The following is a 24,106-nucleotide window of genomic DNA, read 5'->3' as shown; positions in this document are numbered from 1 at the left end:
TCCTATTGGGTCATCTCATCTCCTGCTACGTACCTGTTTGAATAATCGCTAACGGTATCTGTCCGGGATCTATTTGATGAGAATACTCTTGTAGCGTTCTAAATTTTTTAGAGCAATACCTGTGCCCCTTACTACAGCTCTAAGCGGATCTTCGGCGATATAAACCGGCAGATCTGTTTTTTGGGACAGCCTGCGGTCCAGCCCCCTGAGCATTGATCCTCCACCGGCGAGATAGATTCCGGTATTGTATATATCGGCTGCCAATTCCGGGGGAGTTTGAGACAAGGTTTCCATTACGGCGTCTTCTACTCGCAGGATGGATTTGTCAAGGGCTTTTGCAATTTCCCTGTACGAAATAGATACTTGTTTGGGCTTCCCTGTGAGCAAATCGCGACCCTGTACAGACATTTCATCCGGGGGCGATTGCAGGTCTTCCGTTGCAGAGCCTATTTTAATTTTAATATTTTCAGCCGTAGTCTCCCCAACATAAAGGTTGTGCTGGGTGCGCATATAGTAGATAATATCGTTTGTAAATACATCTCCCGCAATCTTTACCGATTTGTCACATACGATTCCTCCCAGGGCAATTACTGCAATTTCAGTGGTTCCACCCCCGATATCCACAATCATATTTCCTTTGGGTTGCATAATATCCAAACCGATACCAATAGCTGCTGCCATAGGTTCATGGATGAGGTATACTTCTTTTCCATTTACCCGTTCAGCCGATTCTTTTACTGCCCGCATTTCCACTTCGGTGATACCTGACGGGATACAAATAACCATTCTAAGTGCCGGTGGAAACCATTTTTTCTTTAGAGCAGGGATGTTTTTGATAAACATATTGATCATCTTTTCAGATGCATCAAAGTCGGCAATTACCCCGTCTTTCAGAGGTCGTATGGTCTTTATGTTTTCATGGGTCTTGCCCTGCATTTGATTGGCTTCCCTTCCCACGGCGATGATCTTACCGGTAATCCTGTCTCTGGCTACAATGGAAGGGCTATCTACAACAACTTTATCTGCATGGATGATAAGGGTATTGGCGGTACCAAGGTCGATCGCGATCTCCTCAGTTAAAAAGTCAAAAAATCCCATTATTATTGTTTAGTTTGGTTTAGATAAACGGGTGCATTTCATCGACAAAAGTAGTAAAATTAATGTTTAAAATGACGTGTGCCAGTCATTACCATAGCAATTTCATTTTCGTCGCAATAATCGATGCTCAGCTGGTCTTTTATTGAACCTCCCGGTTGAATCACACTGCTAATACCACTCTTGCCTGCAATCTCAACACAATCCGGAAACGGAAAGAAGGCATCACTTGCCATAACGGCCCCATCGAGGTCGAACTTAAAAGAAGTAGCCTTGTGAATGGCCTGATTGAGGGCATCCACTCTTGAGGTTTGTCCGGTACCACTGGCACATAACTGCTTGTTCTTTACCAGGACAATGGTATTTGATTTTGTGTGTTTACAGAGCTTAGAAGCAAAAATCAGATCCTGTAATTCACGTTCCGAGGGTTTTTTCTTTGTAACGTAAGATAAATTTTCTCTGGTATCCGTGAGGAAGTCCTTTTCCTGTACCAGCACACCATTCAGGCAGGTTCTTACAAGCGTTTTAGGCAATGGAACCTCTTTTTGAATTAAAATAATTCTGTTTTTCTTGCCCTTTAAAACTTCGAGAGCCTCTTTGTCATAGGAAGGTGCAATGACTACTTCACAAAAGAGTTTGTGAATCTCCGCGGCTGTGTCTGCGTCTATTTCTTTGTTGCTAATCAGTATTCCACCAAAGGCTGATACCGGATCTCCTGCCAGAGCATCGGTATAGGCCTGATGTAAATTATCTCTTGTGGCCAGGCCGCAGGCATTATTGTGTTTCAGGATAGCAAAAGTGGGATCGGCATCTTGAAATTCAGCCATCAGATTTACCGCTGCATCAACATCGAGAAGGTTGTTATACGATAGTTCCTTCCCGTGTAATTTGGTGAACATCAGCTCAAAATCCCCAAAGAAAAAACCTTTCTGATGCGGGTTTTCCCCATAGCGCAGTACTCTTCCTTTCATCTCACTGATCTTTAATGAGGCGATCTCATGATTCGGATTGAAGTAGTTAAAAATGGCGGTGTCGTAATGTGAAGAAATATTAAAGGCTTTTGCTGCAAAGGCCTTTCTCTGTTCCAGGGTGGTTATCCCGTCTCCGTTTGATATCAGGTCGAGAAAATTGCTGTAGTCTTCCCTTGAAGAAACACAAAGCACATCTTTAAAATTTTTGGCCGCTGCCCTGATCAATGAGATTCCGCCTATGTCTATTTTTTCAATAATCTCTTGTTCAGTTGCCCCTGAGGCTACTGTTTTTTCGAAGGGATAGAGGTCTACAATAACAATATCGAGCTGAGGGATATCAAATTCCTGTAATTGTGCTACATCGCCCTCGTTGTCTTGCCGATTCAATATGCCTCCAAAGACTTTTGGGTGCAGGGTTTTTACCCTCCCTCCGAGGATGGAGGGATAGCTGGTAACTTCTTCAACGGGGATTACGTCAACCCCCAATGAGCGTATAAACGATTCTGTACCTCCGGTAGAATAGATTGTGATCCCTAATTCCTGAAACTTTTTTACAATAGGTTCAAGGCCGTCTTTATGAAAGACGGATATAAGCGCGGTTTTAGCTTTTTTTGCTGTGCCCATGTGGTGCTATTTTAATGGTAAAGTGAGAAAATCAAAGGTAGTTTTTTAGGATCTATTCCCCACCGGGTCTTATTAACAAAAGAGTAAAAGTTTTAAAGAATTTTGGCTACTTCGCGATTGACAAATTCCAAAAAGCGTTCGTCAGCTTCTGAAAAGGGATCGGGTGTTTCTGAATCGATGTCGATCTGACCTATATTTTTTCCGTTGACAAATAAGGGAACTACAATCTCAGATCTTACAGAGATGCTACATGCAATGTAATTGTCCTGAGCAGACACATCCGGAACTACAAAGTTACTGTTGCTAAGGGCTACTTGCCCGCAAATTCCTTTTCCGAAGGGAATGATCTCGTGATCCGTAGGGGCGCCTGCATAAGGACCTAATTTCAACTCTTCCTTTTCGCCATTGCGGAAATAAAACCCAACCCAATCGTAGTAGGGAATTTCATTTTTCAGGAATAGACAAAGCTCTTTCAGTTTCTCATCAGTGCTCAGATTCTCAGCCTGAAGAAGGGTCGGTATTTTGGATTGAAGTTTTTCGAACATTTTTATTGTAAATATATAAAAGGAAATTGGTCTAAAAAGGATTTTCAAAGTCAACTGGCCATTAGGAGAAGAATATTCTGTAACACCTTTTTTTAATTGTAATTTTACGCAGTTTAAGCTGCATTTTGGCTATGAAATATTTCAGGAATATTACATGTCTTATTGTCCTGTTTTCCCAGCTTTTACAGGGACAGGAAAACGTAACGGGCACTGTGTTTGCCAGAGATGATACGCAGGAATCAATCCCGCTACAGGGGGCAAATGTCTACTGGATGAACTCCCAGATCGGAACAATGTCACAGGAGGATGGCTCATTTTCTATTCCATTTGATAAAGAGTATTCCTCTTTGATCATCAGTTATATAGGATTCCGTACAGATACTTTAAAAATAACTAAGCCAAAAAATTTAATCCATTTTCTAACACCATCCAACGAATTAGATGAAGTTGAAGTCATTAAAAAAAGGGATGCACTCCAAAAAACATTCCTCAGTTCTCAGAACATTGTCAACATAAATAGCGATGAGTTATTAAAAGCGGCTTGTTGCAATCTGTCTGAAAGTTTTGAGACCAATCCGGCCATCGATGTCAATTTTTCAGATGCACTAACGGGTACCAAACAAATTCAGATGCTTGGGTTAACAAGTCCCTATTTATTGATCACACAAGAAAATATACCAATGGTAAGAGGGGCTTCCCAGGTATACGGACTCACCTATACTCCGGGCACCTGGATAGAAAGCATTCAAATTACCAAAGGTGCCGGAAGTGTCATAAACGGGTACGAAAGTATATCGGGTCAGATCAATTCTGAACTGGTAAAACCCTTTACAGACCCAGCTCTTTTTGTAAATGGGTATGCCAACAGAAATGGAAGGTTAGAATTTAACACCCACCTTAACATGAAGGTTACCGATTCCTGGAGTACAGGGCTCTATTTGCATGGGAATAAAAGAGATACCAAGGTAGACGATAATAACGACGGATTTCTGGACGTCCCCCTGGGAGATCAGATTAATATTCTGAATAGATGGCAGTATCAGGATACGGAAAAAGGATGGGTTAGCTTTATTAACTTTCGTTATCTGCGGGATGACAAACAGGTTGGGCAAACCATTTTTGATCCTGACACAGATCGATTTACTTCCAATGCCTGGGGAAGTGAAATAGATACCAGGCGTTTCGATACGAGTATAAAAATTGGCTACGTCTTTCCATCATTGCCCTTTCAAAGTATGGGATTTCAGGTCGCCTTCAGCGATCATCAACAAGATTCCTATTTCGGTTTAAATCGATACGATATAGACCATGAAAGTGCATATATGAATTTGATCTTTAATTCTATCATCGGCAACACCCAACACAAGTTTAAAACAGGATTGAATGCCTCCTACGACGGTTATATTGAAAATGTAAACCAGCAGCTTTTCAACAGAATAGACAGGTCTGTAGGATCTTTTTTTGAATATAATTTTGACAATCTGGAAACCCTGAGCCTCACTGCGGGGGTACGTGTAGATCTCCACAATCTCCTGGGTACATTTGTCACCCCAAGGTTCCACCTGAGGTATTCCCCTTGGGAAAATTCAAGCTTCAGGATGTCTGCAGGACGAGGCAAAAGGGCTGCAAATATTTTTGCAGAGAATCAGCAACTCTTTGCAACAGCCCGTCAGATTCAACTGCTGAACACCGATGGCAAGGTCTATGGACTAAATCCCGAAGATGCATGGAATTATGGGGTAAGCCTGCTTCAGGGATTTACAATAGGTAATAGAAATGGCAATATTTCAGCCGATTTCTACCGGACGTCTTTCAGGGAGCAGGTAGTCGTTGATTGGGAAAATCCGCTGGAGATCACTTTTTCCAATCTCGATGGAGATAGTTTTGCCAATAGCTTTCAGCTCGAATTAAATTATGAGCTTTTACGAAATCTCGAAGCACGTACAGCCTATAAATTTTATGAAGTTAAGACTCAGTATCAAACAGGATTATTGCAAAAACCCTTACAGCCTCGTCACCGGTTCTTTGCCAATCTTGGATATGTAAGTACCCCAAAGGCGGATGGATCACAATGGCGTTTCGATTATACCTTGCATACGATAGGAAGCCAGAGATTGCCTTCAACTGAAACAAGTCCTCAGGAATTCCAATTGGCTGCATTTTCTGATTCGTACAGTTTAATGAATACACAGATTACCAAGGTATTTTCCAAGCAGTGGGAAGTGTATGTTGGCTTGGAAAATATTACTAATTTTACACAGGAAGCCCCCATAGTAAGTGCCGGGGATCCTTTTGGCGCGTATTTTGATACTAGTATCGTATTCGCCCCTATAATGGGAAGGATGTATTATGCGGGATTCAGGTTTACCCTTTTATAACCTGAACAATTAAAATCACACATCATGAAAAAGTATCTGATAGGGTTGACATTCTCTTTGTTCACCACCATTGCATTTGCACAGGAAAAAAATAAAAGGATAGCATTTGAAGTTGATGGGATATGTGAGATGTGTAAACTGCGAATCGAAAAGGCCGCCATAGGTGTTAAAGGTGTGAAATATGCGGTTTGGGATATACCTTCCCACAAACTTTCTCTTATCATCGACGAGCGTAAAACTAATCCTATGATCATCAAAACTGCGATTGTAGCAGTGGGACATGATACAAAAGAGCTCAAGGCAACCGAAGAAGCTTATCTCAAAGTACATCCGTGTTGCCGTTATCGCGATTCAACCGTTGTAAAAGACATGCATTAAGTATATTTTATCGGGAGATGAAACAAAAAAACCGCCCTCAATGGGCGGTTTTTCTTTTAAAGTATTATCGTCTTACATCATCCCCGGCATTCCGCCTCCGCCCATTGGTGGCGCAGGTGGATTGTCTTCTTTGATGTCTGTTAAAGCACATTCGGTAGTGAGAATCATCCCCGCTACTGATGCCGCGTTTTCGAGAGCGATACGCGTTACTTTCTTAGGGTCAATGATACCTGCCTTCATCATATCGACATAGGTCTCCGTTTTGGCATCGTATCCAAAGTCACCTTTTCCGTCATACACTTTGGCTACCACTACTGAACCTTCTCCTCCTGCATTTTCAACAATAGTTCTCAGTGGTGATTCAATAGCCCTTGCCACAATCTGCAATCCGGTTTCTTCATCAGGATTTTCAACGCTTACCTTAGATAAAGCAGCTTTTGACCTGATAAATGCGACACCCCCTCCGGCGACAATGCCTTCTTCCACTGCTGCTCTAGTAGCATGTAGGGCATCATCCACACGGTCTTTCTTTTCCTTCATCTCAACTTCTGAGGCAGCTCCTACATAAAGTACAGCTACACCACCGGCCAACTTAGCCAGACGTTCCTGTAATTTTTCCTTATCGTAGTCTGAAGTGGTGGTTTCAATTTGTGACTTGATCTGATTCACACGGGTCTTGATATCCTTGGCATTGCCCGATCCGTTGACGATCGTAGTATTGTCCTTGTCGATAGTCACTTTTTCGCAACTTCCCAGCATGTCAATGGTTGTGTTTTCGAGGGAGAAACCACGTTCTTCTGAAATTACTGTTCCGTTGGTCAGGATCGCAATATCTTCAAGCATCGCTTTCCTTCGATCTCCAAACCCTGGAGCTTTTACTGCAGCGATTTTCAATGAACCTCTTAATTTGTTTACCACTAAGGTTGCCAGGGCTTCCCCGTCTACGTCTTCAGCAATAATCAATAAAGGTTTTCCGGATTGTGCCACAGGTTCGAGCACCGGAAGAAGGTCCTTCATTGTTGAGATCTTCTTGTCGAAAAGCAGAATATAAGGAGTATCCAGATCTGCGATCATTTTTTCTGAATCGGTTACAAAGTAGGGTGAAAGGTACCCCCTGTCGAACTGCATGCCCTCAACAACATCTACATAGGTATCTGTTCCTTTTGCTTCTTCTACAGTAATGACGCCTTCTTTACCAACCTTGTTAAAGGCCTGTGCAATTAGATCGCCGATGGTTTCGTCATTGTTAGCCGAAATGGCTGCTACCTGCTTAATTTTCTCTGAAGAATCTCCTACTTTTTTAGCCTGCTTGGTAAGATGGGCAACAATAGCCTCTACTGCTTTGTCGATACCCCTCTTAAGATCCATAGGGTTAGCTCCCGCAGCAACGTTTTTTAAGCCTTCTTTTACAATAGACTGCGCTAAAACTGTAGCCGTGGTAGTTCCGTCACCTGCCAGGTCATTGGTCTTGGAAGCGACTTCTTTTACCATTTGGGCGCCCATGTTCTCAAGTGCGTCTGCCAATTCAATTTCTTTCGCCACGGTAACCCCATCTTTGGTGACCGCAGGTGCTCCGAAGGACTTACTTACGATAACGTTCCGTCCCTTAGGACCCAGGGTTACTTTTACCGCATTAGCAAGGGCATCAACACCTCGCTTTAAGCCGTCTCTTGCTTCTATATCAAACTTTATATCTTTTGCCATAATTCTAAATTGTTTTTTGTTTTAATTCGGTAGGACTTATCTATTCTCGCTACCCGGAATAAAGGATTATACAATAGCCAGGATGTCGCTCTCTCGCATCATCAAATAGTCAGTGCCATCCAACTTTAATTCAGTGCCGGCATATTTTCCATAAAGTACTGTATCGCCAACTTTTACCGTGACTTTTTCGTCTTTGGTACCGGGCCCAACGGCTACTACTTTTCCTTTTTGTGGTTTTTCTTTTGCAGTGTCAGGGATGTACAATCCTGAGGCAGTCTTTGTCTCTGCCGCCATTGGTTCAATAAGAACCCTGTCAGCTAGTGGTTTGATGTTAAGTTTAGCCATATGTGTTATATTTTATTTAAAAATTCGGAATTAACATGGCAGAAATTATGCCAAGCGATAAAAACTGACAGTTTGTAAAATGAAAATGCCAGCTTGTCATTTGGGCTGGCATTTTAAATTTATTGTATAAGCAAATCCTTATTGTATCGTGTCTAATGGACTTGTAGTGTCTGTTGGAACAACTTCTTCCGGAACCGTTTCGGGAACAGCATTTTCAATTTCATCTCCCTGAAGTAGTTTTGAATCGGCTTCGCCAAAACTTCCTTTAAGTGCTACGTTGGATAACAGGATTAAGACTATTAATAATCCGGCCAGTGTCCATGTACTTTTGTCCAGAAAATCACCGGTTTTCTTTACCCCACCGACAACCTGTGTGCCACCGCCTCCGAATGAAGAGGACAAGCCTCCTCCTTTGGGATTCTGAACCATGACCACGAGCACCAGTAGAAAACAAACTGCGATGATAAGGATCAGAAATATTGTAAATGTACTCATCTTAAGATTTTTCCTTTTGTAATTGCTTTACCGCTTTAATTCGGCTTGCAAAGAAACTACTTTTTTCCGGATATTTCAAACTTAATATTTTGTATGCCTGCAGTGCTTTTTTGTACTTTTTTTGCTCCAGGTAAACCCTTGCAAGAGTCTCGGTCATCAACTCTTCAGAATTGATTTTTGTAGAGTCTTTGATGTTCACTTTTGAGGCTTGCTGTTCCTGAGGAATAATTTTAGGATTCTCTTCTAGAAAGCGGTCGATGCGTTCAAATTTTTTCTTTTTTTCCGACTCTTCTGCGATTGGAAATTCCATATTCTCGGGAATTCCGGCTTTCTTCTGTTTTGATTTTTCAGTCGGCTTTAAGGGTTTAGTCGTACTGATTTGTAACCACTCCAGGAAGGAATGCTTTTCTTTTTTGGTAAAGGGAAGAGGCTGCCCCAGTTCCAACTCTTCGGCTGCCCTTGCCTTTTCCCGTGCAATTTCTTTATCGATTTCCGGATCCTTTGAAGCAAAAAGTGAAGGATCCAGGATGTCTTCAGCATCCCTGGTATTTCTGGGAAGAGGCGCATCTGTGGTTTCCTGTAATAAGGCGGCCGGACTTTCACTTTCCGCAATTACTTCTTCGGCCTCTACTTCTTTTACTTCAATTTTCGTCGTTTTCCCGCTGATGGCATCCGCTATGGAATTCTGAAGAAATTCAGGGGAGGTGATCAAATCGAAAAGTACGTCCCGGTCTGTGGTGTATGCTGCCGTTAATTTCAACGCATTGTTGTACCTAAAACTGTTGAGGTTTTTCAGGCCTTTAAGTTGTAGTGCCCTGGCTGCCTGGAAATACGGATATTCTTTTACTACTTCCTCCAATTGCCTGGTCTGTACAGGATCCACGACCTTGTCTGGATGTTGAAGCAAATATGTAAAATCTGTAACCTTCATATTACCAATCTGCGAGCGATTCGTTAAAAATGTCCTGATTGATCCGCTCAAAAATCACCTGGTGGGCCTCATCTCTCACAGAAGCCAATTGCGAAGTGGCGGGGTAATCAAAGAAAAACGAAAACCTTTTCTCAAACTCAGCTCCTTCTTTGGTCCTGTTAAAAAACCGAACATTGATGGAGATGCTCAGTCGGTTTTGTGCTGCTCGCTGTTGTGCAGTGGCCGACATGGGCGAAACCCGGTATTCAACAATCTCCCCTTCGTACAAGAGATCTCCGTTGGCAGAGACCAGATCCAGACTGGTCTGGTTCAGGATAAGGTCTTGAAGAGAAAGGGTGTATTCTCTGTCGAGGCCGGGATCAAAGGTGGAACCCGGACTTTGGGAGGCGTAATTTTGAAAATAATTTACGGTAAAAGTCTCTGCAGTTCCTACGTCCCCTCCCGTAAAATTATAGACTCCACATCCTGCTAAGGAGAGCAGTAGGAGGAAAAAAGGGATATGTCTTCTTTTTTTCACTAAAGGTCGTACTGTTTTATTTTGCGATAGAGGGTGCGTTCGGAGATTCCCAGTTCTGAAGCTGCTGCCTTGCGTTTTCCCCTGTTGCGTTCCAGCGACTTTTTGATCAATTCGATCTCCTTTTCCTGTAAAGATAAGGTTTCTTCTTCTTCTATTTCCTCAGCAAAGTGGTACTTGTCTTCCCTGTTTACCTCTACAGGATTTTCCACCCGTGATTCATGTGGAGGGAGGAGTTCTACAGCATTGGTCTTTTCTTCTTCCATTTCCGTATCAGTGCCGTAAATTTTTCTGATAAGGGTTTCGTTTTCTTCCTGAACCTTATCTGTATCTCCTGAATTGAGCATCTTGAGCGTCAGTTTTTTAAGATCATTGAGATCTGCTTTCATATCAAAAAGTACCTTGTAAAGGATTTCGCGTTCGTTGCTGAAATCACCTTTTTTGGTCTCACGCTCAATCACTGCGGGTAAGTTCGAATTGTTGGCATGTGGAAGATAACTATTAAGTGTATCCGGAGTTATAGCCCTGCTTTCTTCCAAAACTGAAATCTGTTCAGCAATATTCCGGAGCTGTCTGATATTACCGGGCCAGCGATATTTCTCAAGAAGTTGAATGGCACTGTCCTCCAGCCTGATTGTGGGCATCTTGTATTTCTGACTAAAATCAGACGCAAATTTTCTAAACAGTAAATGGATATCGTCCTTTCGGTCTCTGAGGGGCGGAATTTGGATTTCGACCGTACTCAACCGGTAATAGAGATCTTCCCTGAATTTACCTTTTTTTATGGCTTCGATCATATTCATATTGGTGGCCGCCACGATCCTGACATTTGTCTTTTGAACCTGGGATGATCCTACTTTCAGGAATTCACCGTTTTCAAGAATTCTCAATAATCTAACCTGGGTAGTTAGTGGGAGTTCTCCAACTTCGTCCAGAAAGATGGTACCCCCATCGGCTACTTCAAAATATCCGCTTCGGGTTTGGGTGGCTCCTGTAAAGGATCCTTTTTCATGCCCGAACAGCTCACTGTCTATAGTGCCTTCAGGAATGGCTCCGCAGTTAACAGCGATATATTTTGCGTGCTTGCGATGAGACAGGGAATGGATGATTTTCGGTACGGCTTCCTTCCCCACACCACTTTCCCCGGTAACCAACACTGAGATATCTGTGGGGGCTACCTGAATGGCTTTTTCCAAAGCCCTGTTTAGCTTCGGATCATTTCCTATGATCCCAAATCGTTGTTTTATAGCTTGTACACTTTCCATTAGTTGCTATTTTCTGCCAGTCCAACCGCCTCACCCAGGAGGGTTGCAGAGGTACAGTCTTTGATAGAGACCATCACAAATTGACCCACCTCAAATTGTTCCTTTGGAAAAACCACTACGGTGTTGCCTGAAGTTCTACCCATCCAATGGGCCTCAGACTTTCTGGACGGCCCTTCAATAAGTACTTCTTCAACCTTGCCCAGATGCTGCTGGGTTCGATACAGGCTGTGTTTTTGCTGCAGCGCAATGATCTCCTGTAATCTTCGCTTTTTAACGGCCTCCGGAATATCATCCTCCAGTTTCCTCGATGCCAAGGTGCCCGGACGTTCAGAATAAGCGAACATAAATCCAAAGTCATATTTTACGAATTCCATCAGGGATAAGGTATCCTGATGATCTTCCTCTGTCTCTCCGGGAAAACCGGCAATCATATCCTGACTTATCCCGCAATTCGGGATTATTCTCCGAATATCAGTAATCAATTTCATGTATTCCTCCCGGGTATGCAGGCGATTCATGGCCTTCAGGATTCGGTCACTTCCACTCTGTACAGGCAGGTGGATATAGTTGCAAATATTTTTGTATTTCGCCATGGTTGTCACCACATCCAGCGTCATGTCCTGAGGATTGGAGGTGGAGAAACGAATCCTCATGCGCGGTTGTGCTTCAGCGACCATTGCGAGCAGTCCGGAGAAATTTACGGATGTGGCCTTTTGAATGTCCGACGCTTTCTCAAAATCTTTTTTGAGTCCGCCCCCATACCATAAATAACTGTCAACATTTTGCCCGAGTAAAGTAACTTCCTTGTACCCCTGCTCCCATAGTTCATTTACTTCCTGAATTACAGACTGAGGATCCCTGCTGCGCTCCCTGCCCCTTGTAAAAGGCACAACGCAAAACGTACACATATTATCGCACCCTCTGGTTATGGAAACAAAGGCGGTTACTCCGTTTGAATTCAATCGTACCGGAGCTATATCTCCATATGTCTCTTCTTTGGAGAGGATCACATTTACGGCATTTCGGCCTTCATCTATTTCCCTAACCAAGTTGGGCAGGTCTTTGTAGGCATCCGGGCCCACAACCATGTCAACTATCTTTTCCTCTTCGAGTAACTGACTTTTTAAACGTTCTGCCATACAGCCCAATACCCCTACTTTCATATGGGGTTTGGATTTTTTGACGGCATTGAATTTTTCCAGCCTTTTTCTTACTGTGGTTTCGGCCTTTTCACGGATGGAACAAGTATTGACAAGCACCAAATCTGCTTCTTCAAGATCCGATGTGGTGTTAAAACCCTCACCGGCCAGGATAGAAGCTACGATCTCACTGTCAGAAAAATTCATCTGGCAACCATAACTTTCTATGTAAAGCTTTCTCGCATTACGATCTACTGACTCAGTTTTCAGGGCAGATCCCTGAATGCTCTCATCGATTACTTTCTCCATATAAACTCTATAATGACAGGCGTCTTTAAGGAGGGCAAAGATAACACAATATCCTTTTTTGTGACAATTTGACAGGTGAATATTTTCATAAAAAAGACGCAACTAGGCAGATCACACCGTATCTATATGGTAACCTAATCCTTTAATAAGCTGTCTTATGAAAACCCTGAACGTCCTGCTTGCCTTTGTTGCTGTTGCCAGTTTACTTTCCTGTGAGAATGAGGATCCGGGAAAATACGCAGACTATCTCGTGGCTTATCCCCTGACCATGACCGCGGAAGAATTTAAAAATGGGGTTGATATTACCGTGCCCCGGCCCATAGACGAATCTGGTAAAATCTATGCTTATAGGGATTATATTTTTGTCAATGACAAGTACAAAGGAATTCATGTTATCGATAACAGCGACCCAAATAACCCTGAGAAAGTGGCGTTTATAAAGATTGCCGGGAACATAGACATTTCAGTGAAAAATGATTATTTATACGCTGACAGCCTTACCGATCTTATCGTCCTGGATATATCAGATATCAATAATATTCAAATCGTAAATCGTCTCGAAAACGTGCTTAGGGATAATGTAATATGGCCTGTGGAAGCTGAGATTTTTGAATACGGCGAGGGATATACAGAAGGCAGCGTCCTTATCGGTTGGGAGCTTAGGACAGAGCGCCGACTTATTGAAGAGGTACAAACCCGCTTTGAAAATGAATTGATGATGGATGCTGCGGCAAACAGCGTGGGCCAGGGCGGCTCCCTAGCCCGGTTTAAAATAGTAGGCGAATTTTTATACGCTGTGGATAATCATTCTATCAATATCTTCGATATTACAGACCTGGGAAACCCTCTTGATCTGGAGGATGTGTACGCCGGATTCGATATAGAAACCATCTTTAATCAGGATAATCATTTGTTTCTGGGAAGCAGAAGCGGGATGTACATCTACGACATTTCCTCTCCTGCGCAGCCCGGCTTTGTCTCTGAATTTCAGCATGGTACGGCCTGCGACCCTGTAGTTGTTGACGGGGAATTTGCCTATGTCACCTTAAGAGGCGGGAATGGATGTGGCGCTACAGAAAGCGGCCTCTTCATCATTGATATTGCAGACCTTTCCAATCCTGCTCTACTGAAGTCCTATCCGATGGATGAACCTTATGGTTTAGGAGTAAAGGATGATAAACTCTTTGTGTGCGATGGCAGTTTTGGTCTTAAGGTGTACGATAAAACCAACGTGCCCGAGTTAATTGCACTGGAACATTTTGAAGGGATGACCACATTTGATGTGATTCCCATGGCAGATCAATTAATAATGATTGGCGATGGGATTCTCTACCAATACGCCTACACGGAAACTAGTTTGGAATTAATCAGTTCCATGTCACTTGATTAAGTAAACACTTAACGGCCATCCTGCGATCTGTAAACGGGGGAGATTTTGATTTACAAAAGAAGGAAAAGAAGCAAATCAAATTTTTGCTATACTTTTGTGACTTCAAAAATCAATGAATGGCTAAGAATTTAGTAATTGTAGAATCTCCTGCCAAAGCAAAGACTATCGAGAAATTTTTGGGAAAGGATTTTAAGGTAGAATCGAGTTTTGGACATATTGCAGACCTTCCATCGAAAGAATTAGGAGTTGATGTAGCCAACGATTTTAAACCGAAATACATAGTTGATAAGGACAAAAAATCCCTTGTAAAAAAATTAAAAGATCTGGCAAAGAAGGCAGATACCATCTGGCTTGCCAGTGATGAAGACCGGGAAGGGGAGGCTATATCCTGGCATTTGGCCGAAACCCTGGATCTTGATAAAAGTAAGACAAAACGTATCGTCTTTAATTCCATTACCAAGTCGGCAATCCAGAATGCCATAGAAAATCCACGGGCAATCAACTACGATCTTGTCAATGCTCAGCAGGCCAGGAGGGTATTGGATCGACTGGTGGGATACGAACTTTCCCCTGTTTTATGGAAAAAAATAAAACCGGGCTTGTCTGCCGGAAGAGTACAATCAGTGGCCGTTAGGCTGATCGTTGAGCGCGAACGCGATATCGAGGCTTTTGTTCCCGTAGGGTCGTTCAGGATCAATGCAGAATTTAAAACTCAGAAAGGGGACATAGTAAGTGCTAAGCTCTCCAGGACTTTTGACACCAAAGAAGAGGCGGAAGCCTTTTTGAAAAAGAATCTTCAGGCAAATTTTGAAGTTGCCTCGCTCGATAAAAAACCTGCAAAGAAATCCCCTTCTGCACCTTTTACGACATCTACTTTGCAGCAGGAGGCATCGCGAAAGCTTTATTTCTCCGTGGGAAGGACGATGCAGGTGGCCCAGCGATTATATGAAGCCGGACTAATCACCTATATGAGGACAGACAGTGTAAACTTGTCCAAAGAAGCGATTAATGACGCAAAAAAGGCGATTGTAACAAACTACGGTGAGAAGTACAGCAAGGTACGCAACTACAAGGGGAAGAGTAAGGGAGCACAAGAAGCTCACGAGGCCATCAGACCCACAGACATGACTTTACAGAGTCCTAAAGTTGAACGGGATCAGGCTAAATTATATGAATTGATATGGATGCGGACCCTGGCTTCGCAAATGGCCGACGCACAACTGGAGCGAACCAATGTAAAGATAAGCGCTGACAAACACGATCAGGAATTTACCGCCAATGGGGAGGTCATCAAATTTGATGGTTTTTTAAAGGTCTACCTCGAAGGAAAGGATGAAGAAGATCTTGCTGAAGAGCAGGAGGGAATGCTTCCCTTATTAAAATTGGGTGAGCCGTTGGAGAATAATTATATCACGGCAACCGAACGATTTACAAGACCGCCTTACCGCTTTACAGAGGCTTCATTGGTCAAGAAATTGGAGGAGCTCGGTATCGGAAGACCGTCCACTTATGCCCCAACGATTTCCACTATCCAAAATAGGGGCTACATCGAAAAAGGAACTGTTGAAGGAACCGAAAGGAAATACAGTCAGTTAGTCCTCGAAAACAATCAAATCACGGAAAAAGGCCTTACGGAAAACGTAGGTTCTGACAAAGGGAAGATGGTGCCGACAGATATAGGATTGATTGTCAATGATTTTCTGGTAGAAAACTTTGCTAATATCCTGGATTACAATTTTACGGCAAAAGTTGAAAAGGATTTTGATGAGATCGCCTCAGGGGAAGAAGACTGGCAAAAAGTGATGAAAGACTTTTACAAGGACTTCCATCCCAATGTGATCGATGTGGAAGAAAACGCCGATCGCGCCAGTGGAGAACGCGTTCTGGGAACCGATCCCAAAACAAAAAGACAGGTTTCGGTACGTTTGGGGAGATTTGGTCCGATGGTACAAATAGGTACCGTTGACGATGAAGAAAAGCCTTTATTTGCCAGTCTGTTGCCGGACCAGTCGATCACTACCATAACTTATGAAGAAGCGATGGAACTCTTTAAACTTCCGAGGAAGTTAGGTGTTTTTGAGGGCGAAGAGGTTGAGGCAAATGTGGGTCGTTACGGCCCATATGTGCGCCATGGTAAAAAGTTTGTCTCTCTCGAAAGCGGAGAAAGTGCTATGGATGTGGACCTGGACAGGGCCATTGAGCTTATCAAAGCCAAGCAAAAAGCCGATGCGCCTATTACTACCTACGAAGGGAAAGACGTAACTAAAGGAAAAGGGAGGTTTGGTCCCTTTATCAAATGGGATGGCATGTTCATCAACGTCAATAAAAAATACGACTTTGATCAGCTTTCTGAAGCCGACATAACTGAACTTATTGAGGCCAAAAAGAAAAAGGAAGCAGAAAAAGTAGTGCAGGAATGGCCTGAGGAAGGAATCAGAATAGAGAAAGCCCGTTGGGGTCGGCACAACGTAATCAAAGGCAAGACCAAAGCAGAATTGGCCAAGGAGGTGGATGTCACTAAAATGAGTCTGGAAGATGCAAAAAGTCTTCTTGATAAGAAAAAGCCAAAGAAAAAAAGTAAATAAACCCGCTTTGCTATAAACTTATGGCATTCGATTTCTTAGTTCCTGTTGAAGATAAGGCCCTTGCGCATTGCGAGCTGTTGCCACCACAGTCCTTAGGGAAGAATATCTTTAAGCACACCCAGAGAGACGGACTCCCCGTACTCGCTAACGCCTCTTTTGCGATCATGGGGGTAAATGAATCGCGCAACGCCTTTGAAAAAAAACCTGAAAAATTAGCGATAGCAGAGATCCGGATTCAGTTGTACAAATTGATGATGGGTAACTGGAATGTCAATATCGTTGACCTCGGAAATGTTGAACAGGGAGAGACCGTAGAGGACACCTATTTTGTGGTTAAGGAAATTACGGCCGGTTTGCTGGAAGAAAACGTTATTCCTGTAATAATAGGGGCTACCCAGGATATTACCTATCCCACTTACCGCGCATTTGACGGAATAAAAGATTTGATCAACCTGGTATCCATAGACAGCAGATTCGATTTTGGTGCCGATGAGGAACTGATCTCCTCTTCTTCTTACATGAGTAAGATCATTACCGACAAACCCAACAACCTTTTCAATTTTTCCAATATTGGATATCAGAGTTATTTCAATGCACAGGAAGAGATTGACCTTATGGAAAGGTTATTTTTTGATGCTTACCGTCTGGGTGAAATTTCCTCGGATATTACGCTTGCCGAACCGGTGTTGCGAAATGCTCACCTGGTGAGTTTGGATACCCGGGCCATCAAGGCCAGTGAATTAGGGGGATCTTCAAACTATTCTCCCAACGGTTTTGACGGTCGCGAGATCTGTGCGATCGCCCGTTATGCCGGAATCAGCGAAAACGTCTGTGTTTTAGGGATTTACGAAGGAGAAAATTCACATCTCTCTTTCCAACTCATCGCCCAGATTGTATGGTATTTTATGGAAGGATACAATTTCCGGATCAAAGAACGCCCTACAGCTTCCAGTAAAGATTTTACCAAGTTCATAGTTCCAACTGAGAACGAGGAACTGGTATTCTTCAAAAGTCTCCTCACCCAAAGGTGGTGGGTAGAAGTTCCTTCATTTGCTTCCGCACATACTAAATCAAATTCACCTGCGTTATTACCTTGCACTGAGCAGGACTATTTGGACGCTTGCGACCAGATTATTCCGGAGCGGTGGTTTAAGGCCTACAAGAAAGGTTTAAACTAAACGTGAATTTTTTAAAAGGAAGGCCAGTAACGTACAATAATTTATTCAAAAAGTAGTTTTAGAGAATAATAATTGACATTACTGCAAAAAGTCTAAATCGAAATTTAACCTAAGTATGAAGAAGCTATTGTTGTTATCTATAGCGTTTGTTTTTTTACTCTCAAGTTGTGGGTCTAAGACAAAAGGAGAACTAGTGGGCGTACAAGGAAAGAAGTGGTACCCCGAAAAACCATATGGAATGGAACTCATACCAAGGGGTGCTTTCATCATGGGAAAAAGCGAGGAAGATATGGCGCAGGTTCTCAACGCCCCAACCAAAACAGTTACGGTAAGATCATTCTATATGGATGATACCGAAATAACAAACAGTGAGTATCGTCAGTTTGTTCAATGGGTCCGCGATTCTATCGTCAGGACCAAATTGGCTATCCTGGCAGATGAACTCGGAATGGGTCCTGAAGATGGAGGTATCGGAGAGTACGCTTTTAAGAGTGCTGATACCACCAGAATGACGACTTATCAAAAGTACATGCTCGACAATTATTCCGGAATGGGAGAAACGGGCTACGAAGGTTACGCCTTAAATACTGAAGAGGATCTGGTATGGGATACTTCTGATTACCCGGATGAATACTATACCGAGATCATGGATTCTCTTTACATTCCACAGGAAGAATCTTATAACGGACAACGTATTATAGACGTTACTCAATTGAAATACAAGTATACCTGGATGGATATCGAGGCGGCAGCCCGATCGAGGGATTCTCGTCGTAAAGAATTTTTAAGGACTGAAGAACTGGAGGTTTATCCTGATACTACGGTCTGGATTCGTGATTTTGAATACTCGTATAACGAGCCTATGCACAATGATTATTTTTGGCATGATGCTTACAGTGATTATCCTGTAGTAGGTGTTTCCTGGACTCAGGCTAAAGCTTTTTGTCACTGGAGAACTAAATTCAAGAATGACGATCAGAAGGCACGTGGGAGACAATTTGTAAACCAGTTTCGTTTACCAACTGAAGCAGAATGGGAATACGCAGCCCGTGGAGGTATCGAAGGAGGTACTTATCCCTGGGGTGGTCCTTATGTGATCAGTGATACAGGTTGTTTTATGGCAAACTTCAAGCCTCAGCGTGGAGATTACGCAGCCGATGCAGCCTTATATACTGTGGAAGCAAAGTCTTATGAACCCAACGATTTCAACCTTTATAACATGGCTGGTAACGTATCTGAATGGACCAATAGTAGTTATTTCCCTGGTTCTTACGAATACGCCTCAACCATGAACCCTAACGCCGATTCTGGAGACAATGCCAGAAAAGTGATCCGGGGAGGTTCGTGGAAAGATGTGGCTTACTTCCTACAGGTGAGTACAAGAGATTACGAGTACAAGGATTCCGCGAGAAGCTATGTCGGATTCAGAACTGTACAGGATTATATGGGAGAAGAAGATTCAACTCAATAATAAATTACCAATAAAGATTAAACAAAAACCAAATACTTATTTATTAAACTTAATTAAATTTTAGAATTATGGCACAGTCAAAATCAACAAAAAAACTATTTAACATGGCCTATGGCCTCGGAGCGTCGGTAGTAATTATCGGTGCCCTCTTTAAAATCCTTCACTGGGAATTCGGACCACTGACAGGAGGTTTACTTCTTGCAGTCGGACTTATAACAGAAGCCCTTATTTTCGCTATCAGTGCATTTGAACCGGTAGATGATGAATTCGATTGGTCTTTGGTATATCCTGAATTGGCAGGAGGAGAATCTAATGGGAAATCAAACTCGGATGCAAAAGAAGCAGAAGGATTGCTTTCTAAGAAATTAGATCAGCTTTTAAAAGAAGCAAACATCGATGCAGAATTAATGCATAGCCTGGGTGACAGCATCCGCAACTTTGAAGGTGCTGCCAAAGGAATTGCTCCTTCTGTAGACGCAATGGAAACCACTAAGAAATACTCTGATGAAATGGCACAGGCTGCTTCTCAGATGGAATCTTTGAACAGCTTGTATAAAGTTCAGTTGGAAAGTGCCAGCAGACAAGCTTCTATTAACGAAGAAGTAGTTCAGAATGCAGGTGCTCTCAAAGATCAAATGGAATCATTGGCCTCTAACCTCTCATCTTTAAATGGTGTATATGGCGGTATGTTATCTGCCATGAGTAAGAACTAATTAGTCGCGAACCAATAACCCAAATCAAGTTACAAATCAAAACTAATTAGAAAAACATGGCATCAGGAAAAGCAACACCGCGTCAGAAGATGATCAACTTAATGTATTTGATCTTTATCGCAATGCTGGCGCTCAATATGAGTAAAGAAGTTCTGGCTGCATTCGGATTAATGAATGAAAAGTTTGAAGCTTCTAACGAAAAAACCACAGAGACCAATATGGCCTTCCTCAGTGGATTAGAAACAAAGGCTTCTGAGAACGAGGAGAAATTTGGCCCCTTGTACAAAGACGCTGTTAAGATTAAGGAATTGTCTCAGGACTATTTCGAATACATCGAAAACCTCAAGACGTCAATGACCAAAGAATTAGACGATCCAAAAGACTATGTTGTTATGGATAAGTCGGATTGGTTAGACCAGAAATTCTTCCAGGGCGACAACCTTGCACCGGAAGGAAAGGAATTCCTTAAAAGGATCAACGATTACAAAACCCAGATCACTGCACTCTTACCGGAGAACTTTACAGAAGTTCGGGATGCTGTAGCCTCGCGATTCCAAACCGGAGACGCAAATGGTAAGGTAGAAAGAAGAGATGGTGTAAAGGTAGATTGGATTAATTACCATTATGAAGGATATCCTCTGGTAGCTTCTTTGGCTAACCTGAGTAAGTTACAGGCGGATATTAAGTCGACTGAAGAAGATGCTTTAAAAGCAATGCTTCAGGGTCAGTTAACCTCTGAAGTTTCCATGACAAATTACACCACCTTGTTGGAGCAGGAAAAATCTGCTTTCTACACCGGCGAAAAATTTGCAGGAGCAATCGTCCTTGGTCGTAAAGATGCAACGACAAGACCTAACGAGGTCAATCTGAAGCTCGATGGAAGAACCCTGGTTGAAGGGAAGGACTACGAGATCAACGAAGGACAGGTAAAGTTACTGGTAAGTGCCGGTGCTGCCGGAGATCACAAGATCGAAGGGAACCTGGTCTTTATTCAGGATGGAGAGCGTACCGAAGTACCTGTCTCGTCAACATTTGCAACGATTACCATGCCTAATTCGGCTGTAATTTCAGCAGATAAGATGAACGTGGTTTACCGAGGTGTAGCCAACCCAATGACAATCTCTATTCCCGGTATTCCTGATAATAAAGTGTCTGCGAGTGCGACAGGATTAAAAAGAGTTTCTGGAAGTAAGTTCGTAATGAACCCCGGTAAAGGACGTGAAGTAACTATTAATGCTTCTGGTGTCTTGCCTGATGGAAAGCGAATCACTACTCCTGCAACCTTTAGGATTAAGGATATTCCAAGACCTGCAGGTTCTGTAAGAGGAGAATCCGGAAGTGCAAAGATGCCAAGGCGTAACCTTGAGATCGCTACTATCGGTGCCTTGTTGGAAGATTTCGACTTTGACCTGAACCTCGCCGTAAGCGGATTTAAATTCAAAGTACCAGGACAGCCTACTGTGGTTGTTAAAGGTAATAAGCTTGACAGCAGAGGTAAATCTGCCCTTAAAAGAGCGAAAAGAGGTGATGCGGTTCAGATCTTTGATATTGAAGCTTACATCACAAACAACAAAACGTATAAGCTTAAGAGAGTATCTCCTGTAATTGTGGAGATCACAAACTAAGAATTGTTAGTAAAATTGAATTTTATGAATTGGAAGAATGTAATACTAGTTGGTGCCGTTTCTCTGCTCCCGATTTCAATCATGGCCCAGGCAAATATTTTAAATGCCAAAAAGCCACAGGATATCGGTAAGAAGACAGCAAACCAGTTGGCGATGGATGATGATGTTCCTCTGGATTATGGTTATGTAGACGACAGGGATATTCTCTGGTCTAAGACCATATGGGAGGTGATCGATCTTGATGAGCGGGTAAATTTCCCACTCTACTATCCTACCGATACTATTGATATCGGAGCCGACAGGCGATCGCTTTACGATGTTTTTTTAAAGAACATCAAGAACGGCAAATTGACAGATGTTTATGTGGATTCTTACTTTACCGAAAAAAGGAAGTTTGAGGATCTTAAAGCAACGCTGACAAGGATAGATACCACGGATCTCGGATATGAGCAAATCAACGCCGGTGAACAACTCTCCCCTGAATATGTAAACAGGAGAGATATAACTGCCGCTGACATTGAAGAGTATCGAATTAAAGGGATCTGGTATTTTGACAAGCGCCAGGGAGAATTGAAGTATCGACTCCTGGGGATTGCCCCGGTAGCTCCCGATGTTAACTTCGTGGATGACGAATCTATGAATGCTGCCGACAATAAGGTAGAACTGTTCTGGGTTTGGTTTCCAAGTGCCAGGAAGATCCTTCACGAGTCAAAGGTGTTTAACCAACGGAATTCAGCCCAACCTATCTCCTATGATATGTTGCTGAATGCAAGAAGGTTTAATGCTACGATCTACAGGGAAGACAATGTCCATGGAGATCGCGAAATAAATGACTACATCGCGGATAACGCCTTGTTCCAACTACTGGAATCTAATCGCATAAAAGAAGCGATCAGAGACAGGGAACAGGATATGTGGGCCTATTAGAATATCCTTTAGTATTCCAATTCAATTATAAAATGGAAACGCCGCTTTTTGAAGCGGCGTTTTTTATTTTTGTACCATGGTAGATTACCTGGTAGTTGGCCTTGGTTTGGCTGGAATCTCATTTTGCGAAACCCTGGAGCAAGGGGGGAAATCGTTTATTGTTGTCAGTGATAAATCCCAAAAAGCCTCAACGGTGGCAGGCGGGTTGTACAACCCGGTTACACTTAAGAGATTTACCTTGTCCTGGAAGGCCCACGAACAACTTGCACTCCTGCCCCAATTTTATGCCGGTCTTGAAGAAAAATTGGGTGTTCAATTAGATCATCCACTCCGGGTACTGCGAAGGTTTACGAGCATTGCAGAACAAAACCAATGGTTTGAAGCTTCTGATAAACCGGGTCTTGAACCACTGATGTCTACTTCGCTGATCCCCAATACCAATGCTGCTATTGAAGCGCAGCACAGCTATGGAGAAGTTTTGAGAACGGGAAGGGTCGACACAAAACTCTTACAAAGAAGCTACAGAAACTATCTTCTCGATCGTAACTTGCTCCGGGAAGAATCGTTTGAATTTAATTCTTTAGCGTTCAGGGAAGATCATCTTCTTTACAAAAATATAAAAGCAAAGCACCTCGTCTTTGCCCTGGGCTTTGGCCTGAAGCAAAATCCCTACTTTAATTGCCTTCCCTTAATTGGTTCCAAAGGAGAGTACCTGATGATCAAGGCTCCCGATCTCAAGGAAACCCATATTATTAAGTCTCCCGTATTTCTCATTCCTCAGGGAAATCACATTTATCGCGTTGGAGCCACTTACAAAAGAGAGGACAAGACAAACAAACCCACAACGGAAGCAAGAGAAGAACTTGAAGTCAAATTAAAGTCATTTTTAAAATGTGATTACGAAGTAGTGGACCAACTCGCCGGAATCAGGCCGACGACGGGAGACAGAAGGCCGCTGGTTGGGCAACATCCTCATTTTCCATCACTGTATATTCTCAATGGCTTTGGTTCCCGCGGGGTTATGATCGCTCCTTATGCTTCAAAAGCCTTGTACAACTATATCGAGAATCAAGCAGAGCTCCCTGCCGAAATGGATATTAAAAGATTCAAAAAACGCTTTGGGAGAGGCTAAGACTCAACTACTGCCTTGGGATCGTAATTCATAAATATATTGATCCAGATATTCCTGGAGAGACGGATGATGACCGGGAGAAATACAATAAGTGTAATTACGATGCTGATAAAAGTATGGAGCAGGCTGGCTTCGAATATAAGAAAGGCAATCACAAAAGCCGCCGTCGCAAAAGCAATACCAACGGCATAACTCACATACATGGCGCCGTAAAAAAAGGAAGGTTCTATTTTGTACTTTGTCTTGCAATGTGAACATCGCTCGTTCATTTCAAAAATAGATCCTATGAGGTATGGATTCTGCACCTTGTACATACTTTCCATATGGCACTTTGGGCAACTTCCTGTTAAAATGCTGTAGAGTTTGCTTCCTTTTTTAAACATTTGCAAAAC

The 24,106-nt window shown here is 42.8% G+C and carries 21 protein-coding genes; 10 read left to right on the top strand and 11 right to left on the bottom strand.

The genetic code is table 11. The annotated features are described in order from the left end of the window. Positions 1–69: 69 nt before the first annotated feature. The 3 genes from EQY75_RS10935 to EQY75_RS10925 all read right to left on the bottom strand — a co-directional run bounded on the left by EQY75_RS10935 (position 70) and on the right by EQY75_RS10925 (position 3,235). Positions 70–1,098, bottom strand: coding sequence for a rod shape-determining protein (locus tag EQY75_RS10935; protein WP_129605807.1), 1,029 nt, complete (start codon positions 1,096–1,098; stop codon positions 70–72). A gap of 59 nt (positions 1,099–1,157) precedes the next feature. Continuing rightward, the gene (gene purH / locus EQY75_RS10930) at positions 1,158–2,690 is read right to left on the bottom strand and encodes a bifunctional phosphoribosylaminoimidazolecarboxamide formyltransferase/IMP cyclohydrolase (RefSeq protein ID WP_129605805.1); all 1,533 of its coding nucleotides are present in this window, start codon (positions 2,688–2,690) and stop codon (positions 1,158–1,160) included. Between the two features lie 92 nt (positions 2,691–2,782). Then, positions 2,783–3,235 carry a GAF domain-containing protein gene (locus EQY75_RS10925; RefSeq protein WP_129605803.1) on the bottom strand — a complete coding sequence of 151 codons (453 nt, stop codon included), beginning with the start codon at positions 3,233–3,235 and terminating at the stop codon, positions 2,783–2,785. A 131-nt stretch (positions 3,236–3,366) separates the two neighbouring features. Between EQY75_RS10925 and EQY75_RS10920 the strand changes: the two genes are divergently transcribed. After that, entirely contained in the window at positions 3,367–5,613 is a 2,247-nt protein-coding gene (locus tag EQY75_RS10920) for a TonB-dependent receptor (RefSeq protein ID WP_129605801.1), read from the top strand. A gap of 24 nt (positions 5,614–5,637) precedes the next feature. Beyond that, a complete protein-coding gene (locus EQY75_RS10915) occupies positions 5,638–5,991 on the top strand; it encodes a heavy-metal-associated domain-containing protein (protein ID WP_129605799.1) in 354 nt (117 codons plus the stop codon). A 72-nt stretch (positions 5,992–6,063) separates the two neighbouring features. On the opposite strand, the gene groL is transcribed toward EQY75_RS10915, so the two are convergent. From groL to miaB, 7 genes are all read right to left on the bottom strand, one after another. Further along, on the bottom strand, positions 6,064–7,695 hold the full coding sequence (gene groL, locus EQY75_RS10910) for a chaperonin GroEL (protein WP_129605797.1): 1,632 nt from the start codon (positions 7,693–7,695) through the stop codon (positions 6,064–6,066). Positions 7,696–7,761: 66 nt separating this feature from the next. Further along, positions 7,762–8,040, bottom strand: a complete 279-nt coding sequence (locus tag EQY75_RS10905) for a co-chaperone GroES (RefSeq protein ID WP_129605795.1) — start codon at positions 8,038–8,040, stop codon at positions 7,762–7,764. Between the two features lie 138 nt (positions 8,041–8,178). Beyond that, positions 8,179–8,535, bottom strand: a complete 357-nt coding sequence (gene secG / locus EQY75_RS10900; RefSeq protein WP_129605793.1) for a preprotein translocase subunit SecG — start codon at positions 8,533–8,535, stop codon at positions 8,179–8,181. 1 nt (position 8,536) lies between these two features. After that, on the bottom strand, positions 8,537–9,466 hold the full coding sequence (locus EQY75_RS10895; RefSeq protein ID WP_129605792.1) for a hypothetical protein: 930 nt from the start codon (positions 9,464–9,466) through the stop codon (positions 8,537–8,539). A gap of 1 nt (position 9,467) precedes the next feature. Then, positions 9,468–9,983 (bottom strand): LPS assembly lipoprotein LptE, encoded by a 516-nt coding sequence (gene lptE, locus EQY75_RS10890; protein ID WP_129605790.1) that lies wholly within the window; start codon positions 9,981–9,983, stop codon positions 9,468–9,470. Further along, on the bottom strand, positions 9,983–11,245 hold the full coding sequence (locus tag EQY75_RS10885; protein ID WP_129605789.1) for a sigma-54 interaction domain-containing protein: 1,263 nt from the start codon (positions 11,243–11,245) through the stop codon (positions 9,983–9,985). Before EQY75_RS10885 ends, lptE begins: the two co-directional genes overlap by 1 nt. Further along, positions 11,245–12,693: a tRNA (N6-isopentenyl adenosine(37)-C2)-methylthiotransferase MiaB gene (miaB, locus tag EQY75_RS10880; protein WP_129605787.1), complete on the bottom strand. Its 1,449-nt coding sequence runs from the start codon at positions 12,691–12,693 to the stop codon at positions 11,245–11,247. Before miaB ends, EQY75_RS10885 begins: the two co-directional genes overlap by 1 nt. A gap of 157 nt (positions 12,694–12,850) precedes the next feature. On the opposite strand from miaB, the gene EQY75_RS10875 reads away from it, so the two are divergent. The 8 genes from EQY75_RS10875 (at position 12,851) to EQY75_RS10840 (ending at position 23,714) form a co-directional block, all read left to right on the top strand. Beyond that, positions 12,851–14,083: an LVIVD repeat-containing protein gene (locus EQY75_RS10875; RefSeq protein WP_129605785.1), complete on the top strand. Its 1,233-nt coding sequence runs from the start codon at positions 12,851–12,853 to the stop codon at positions 14,081–14,083. 116 nt (positions 14,084–14,199) lie between these two features. After that, the gene (topA, locus tag EQY75_RS10870; RefSeq protein WP_129605784.1) at positions 14,200–16,668 is read left to right on the top strand and encodes a type I DNA topoisomerase; all 2,469 of its coding nucleotides are present in this window, start codon (positions 14,200–14,202) and stop codon (positions 16,666–16,668) included. 20 nt (positions 16,669–16,688) lie between these two features. Continuing rightward, a complete protein-coding gene (locus tag EQY75_RS10865) occupies positions 16,689–17,846 on the top strand; it encodes a formimidoylglutamase (RefSeq protein ID WP_129605782.1) in 1,158 nt (385 codons plus the stop codon). 115 nt (positions 17,847–17,961) lie between these two features. Further along, on the top strand, positions 17,962–19,317 hold the full coding sequence (porK, locus tag EQY75_RS10860; protein ID WP_129605780.1) for a T9SS ring complex lipoprotein PorK/GldK: 1,356 nt from the start codon (positions 17,962–17,964) through the stop codon (positions 19,315–19,317). A 68-nt stretch (positions 19,318–19,385) separates the two neighbouring features. After that, a complete protein-coding gene (gene porL / locus EQY75_RS10855; protein ID WP_129605778.1) occupies positions 19,386–20,030 on the top strand; it encodes a type IX secretion system motor protein PorL/GldL in 645 nt (214 codons plus the stop codon). Between the two features lie 56 nt (positions 20,031–20,086). Then, positions 20,087–21,655 carry a type IX secretion system motor protein PorM/GldM gene (porM, locus tag EQY75_RS10850; RefSeq protein WP_129605776.1) on the top strand — a complete coding sequence of 523 codons (1,569 nt, stop codon included), beginning with the start codon at positions 20,087–20,089 and terminating at the stop codon, positions 21,653–21,655. 24 nt (positions 21,656–21,679) lie between these two features. Next, on the top strand, positions 21,680–22,582 hold the full coding sequence (gene porN, locus EQY75_RS10845) for a type IX secretion system ring subunit PorN/GldN (RefSeq protein ID WP_129605774.1): 903 nt from the start codon (positions 21,680–21,682) through the stop codon (positions 22,580–22,582). A gap of 76 nt (positions 22,583–22,658) precedes the next feature. Then, positions 22,659–23,714: an NAD(P)/FAD-dependent oxidoreductase gene (locus tag EQY75_RS10840; RefSeq protein ID WP_129605772.1), complete on the top strand. Its 1,056-nt coding sequence runs from the start codon at positions 22,659–22,661 to the stop codon at positions 23,712–23,714. Here EQY75_RS10840 and EQY75_RS10835 read toward each other — a convergent pair. After that, positions 23,711–24,097 carry a DUF983 domain-containing protein gene (locus EQY75_RS10835; protein WP_129605770.1) on the bottom strand — a complete coding sequence of 129 codons (387 nt, stop codon included), beginning with the start codon at positions 24,095–24,097 and terminating at the stop codon, positions 23,711–23,713. The two genes, EQY75_RS10840 and EQY75_RS10835, sit on opposite strands and share 4 nt — an antisense overlap. Between the last annotated feature and the right edge of the window lie 9 nt (positions 24,098–24,106).

This window comes from Muriicola soli, from assembly GCF_004139715.1.
GTDB lineage: Bacteria > Bacteroidota > Bacteroidia > Flavobacteriales > Flavobacteriaceae > Muriicola > Muriicola soli.
The sequence above is the reverse complement of the archived record's forward strand: the minus strand, read 5'-3'. Positions and strand labels throughout refer to the sequence as shown.

Coding starts and splice junctions, on each gene's coding strand:
- EQY75_RS10935 (WP_129605807.1), bottom strand. CDS start 1,098: ATGGGATTTTTTGACTTTTTAACTGAGGAGATCGCGATCGACCTTGGT.
- purH (WP_129605805.1), bottom strand. CDS start 2,690: ATGGGCACAGCAAAAAAAGCTAAAACCGCGCTTATATCCGTCTTTCAT.
- EQY75_RS10925 (WP_129605803.1), bottom strand. CDS start 3,235: ATGTTCGAAAAACTTCAATCCAAAATACCGACCCTTCTTCAGGCTGAG.
- EQY75_RS10920 (WP_129605801.1), top strand. CDS start 3,367: ATGAAATATTTCAGGAATATTACATGTCTTATTGTCCTGTTTTCCCAG.
- EQY75_RS10915 (WP_129605799.1), top strand. CDS start 5,638: ATGAAAAAGTATCTGATAGGGTTGACATTCTCTTTGTTCACCACCATT.
- groL (WP_129605797.1), bottom strand. CDS start 7,695: ATGGCAAAAGATATAAAGTTTGATATAGAAGCAAGAGACGGCTTAAAG.
- EQY75_RS10905 (WP_129605795.1), bottom strand. CDS start 8,040: ATGGCTAAACTTAACATCAAACCACTAGCTGACAGGGTTCTTATTGAA.
- secG (WP_129605793.1), bottom strand. CDS start 8,535: ATGAGTACATTTACAATATTTCTGATCCTTATCATCGCAGTTTGTTTT.
- EQY75_RS10895 (WP_129605792.1), bottom strand. CDS start 9,466: ATGAAGGTTACAGATTTTACATATTTGCTTCAACATCCAGACAAGGTC.
- EQY75_RS10885 (WP_129605789.1), bottom strand. CDS start 11,245: ATGGAAAGTGTACAAGCTATAAAACAACGATTTGGGATCATAGGAAAT.
- miaB (WP_129605787.1), bottom strand. CDS start 12,693: ATGGAGAAAGTAATCGATGAGAGCATTCAGGGATCTGCCCTGAAAACT.
- EQY75_RS10875 (WP_129605785.1), top strand. CDS start 12,851: ATGAAAACCCTGAACGTCCTGCTTGCCTTTGTTGCTGTTGCCAGTTTA.
- topA (WP_129605784.1), top strand. CDS start 14,200: ATGGCTAAGAATTTAGTAATTGTAGAATCTCCTGCCAAAGCAAAGACT.
- EQY75_RS10865 (WP_129605782.1), top strand. CDS start 16,689: ATGGCATTCGATTTCTTAGTTCCTGTTGAAGATAAGGCCCTTGCGCAT.
- porK (WP_129605780.1), top strand. CDS start 17,962: ATGAAGAAGCTATTGTTGTTATCTATAGCGTTTGTTTTTTTACTCTCA.
- porL (WP_129605778.1), top strand. CDS start 19,386: ATGGCACAGTCAAAATCAACAAAAAAACTATTTAACATGGCCTATGGC.
- porM (WP_129605776.1), top strand. CDS start 20,087: ATGGCATCAGGAAAAGCAACACCGCGTCAGAAGATGATCAACTTAATG.
- porN (WP_129605774.1), top strand. CDS start 21,680: ATGAATTGGAAGAATGTAATACTAGTTGGTGCCGTTTCTCTGCTCCCG.
- EQY75_RS10840 (WP_129605772.1), top strand. CDS start 22,659: ATGGTAGATTACCTGGTAGTTGGCCTTGGTTTGGCTGGAATCTCATTT.
- EQY75_RS10835 (WP_129605770.1), bottom strand. CDS start 24,097: ATGTTTAAAAAAGGAAGCAAACTCTACAGCATTTTAACAGGAAGTTGC.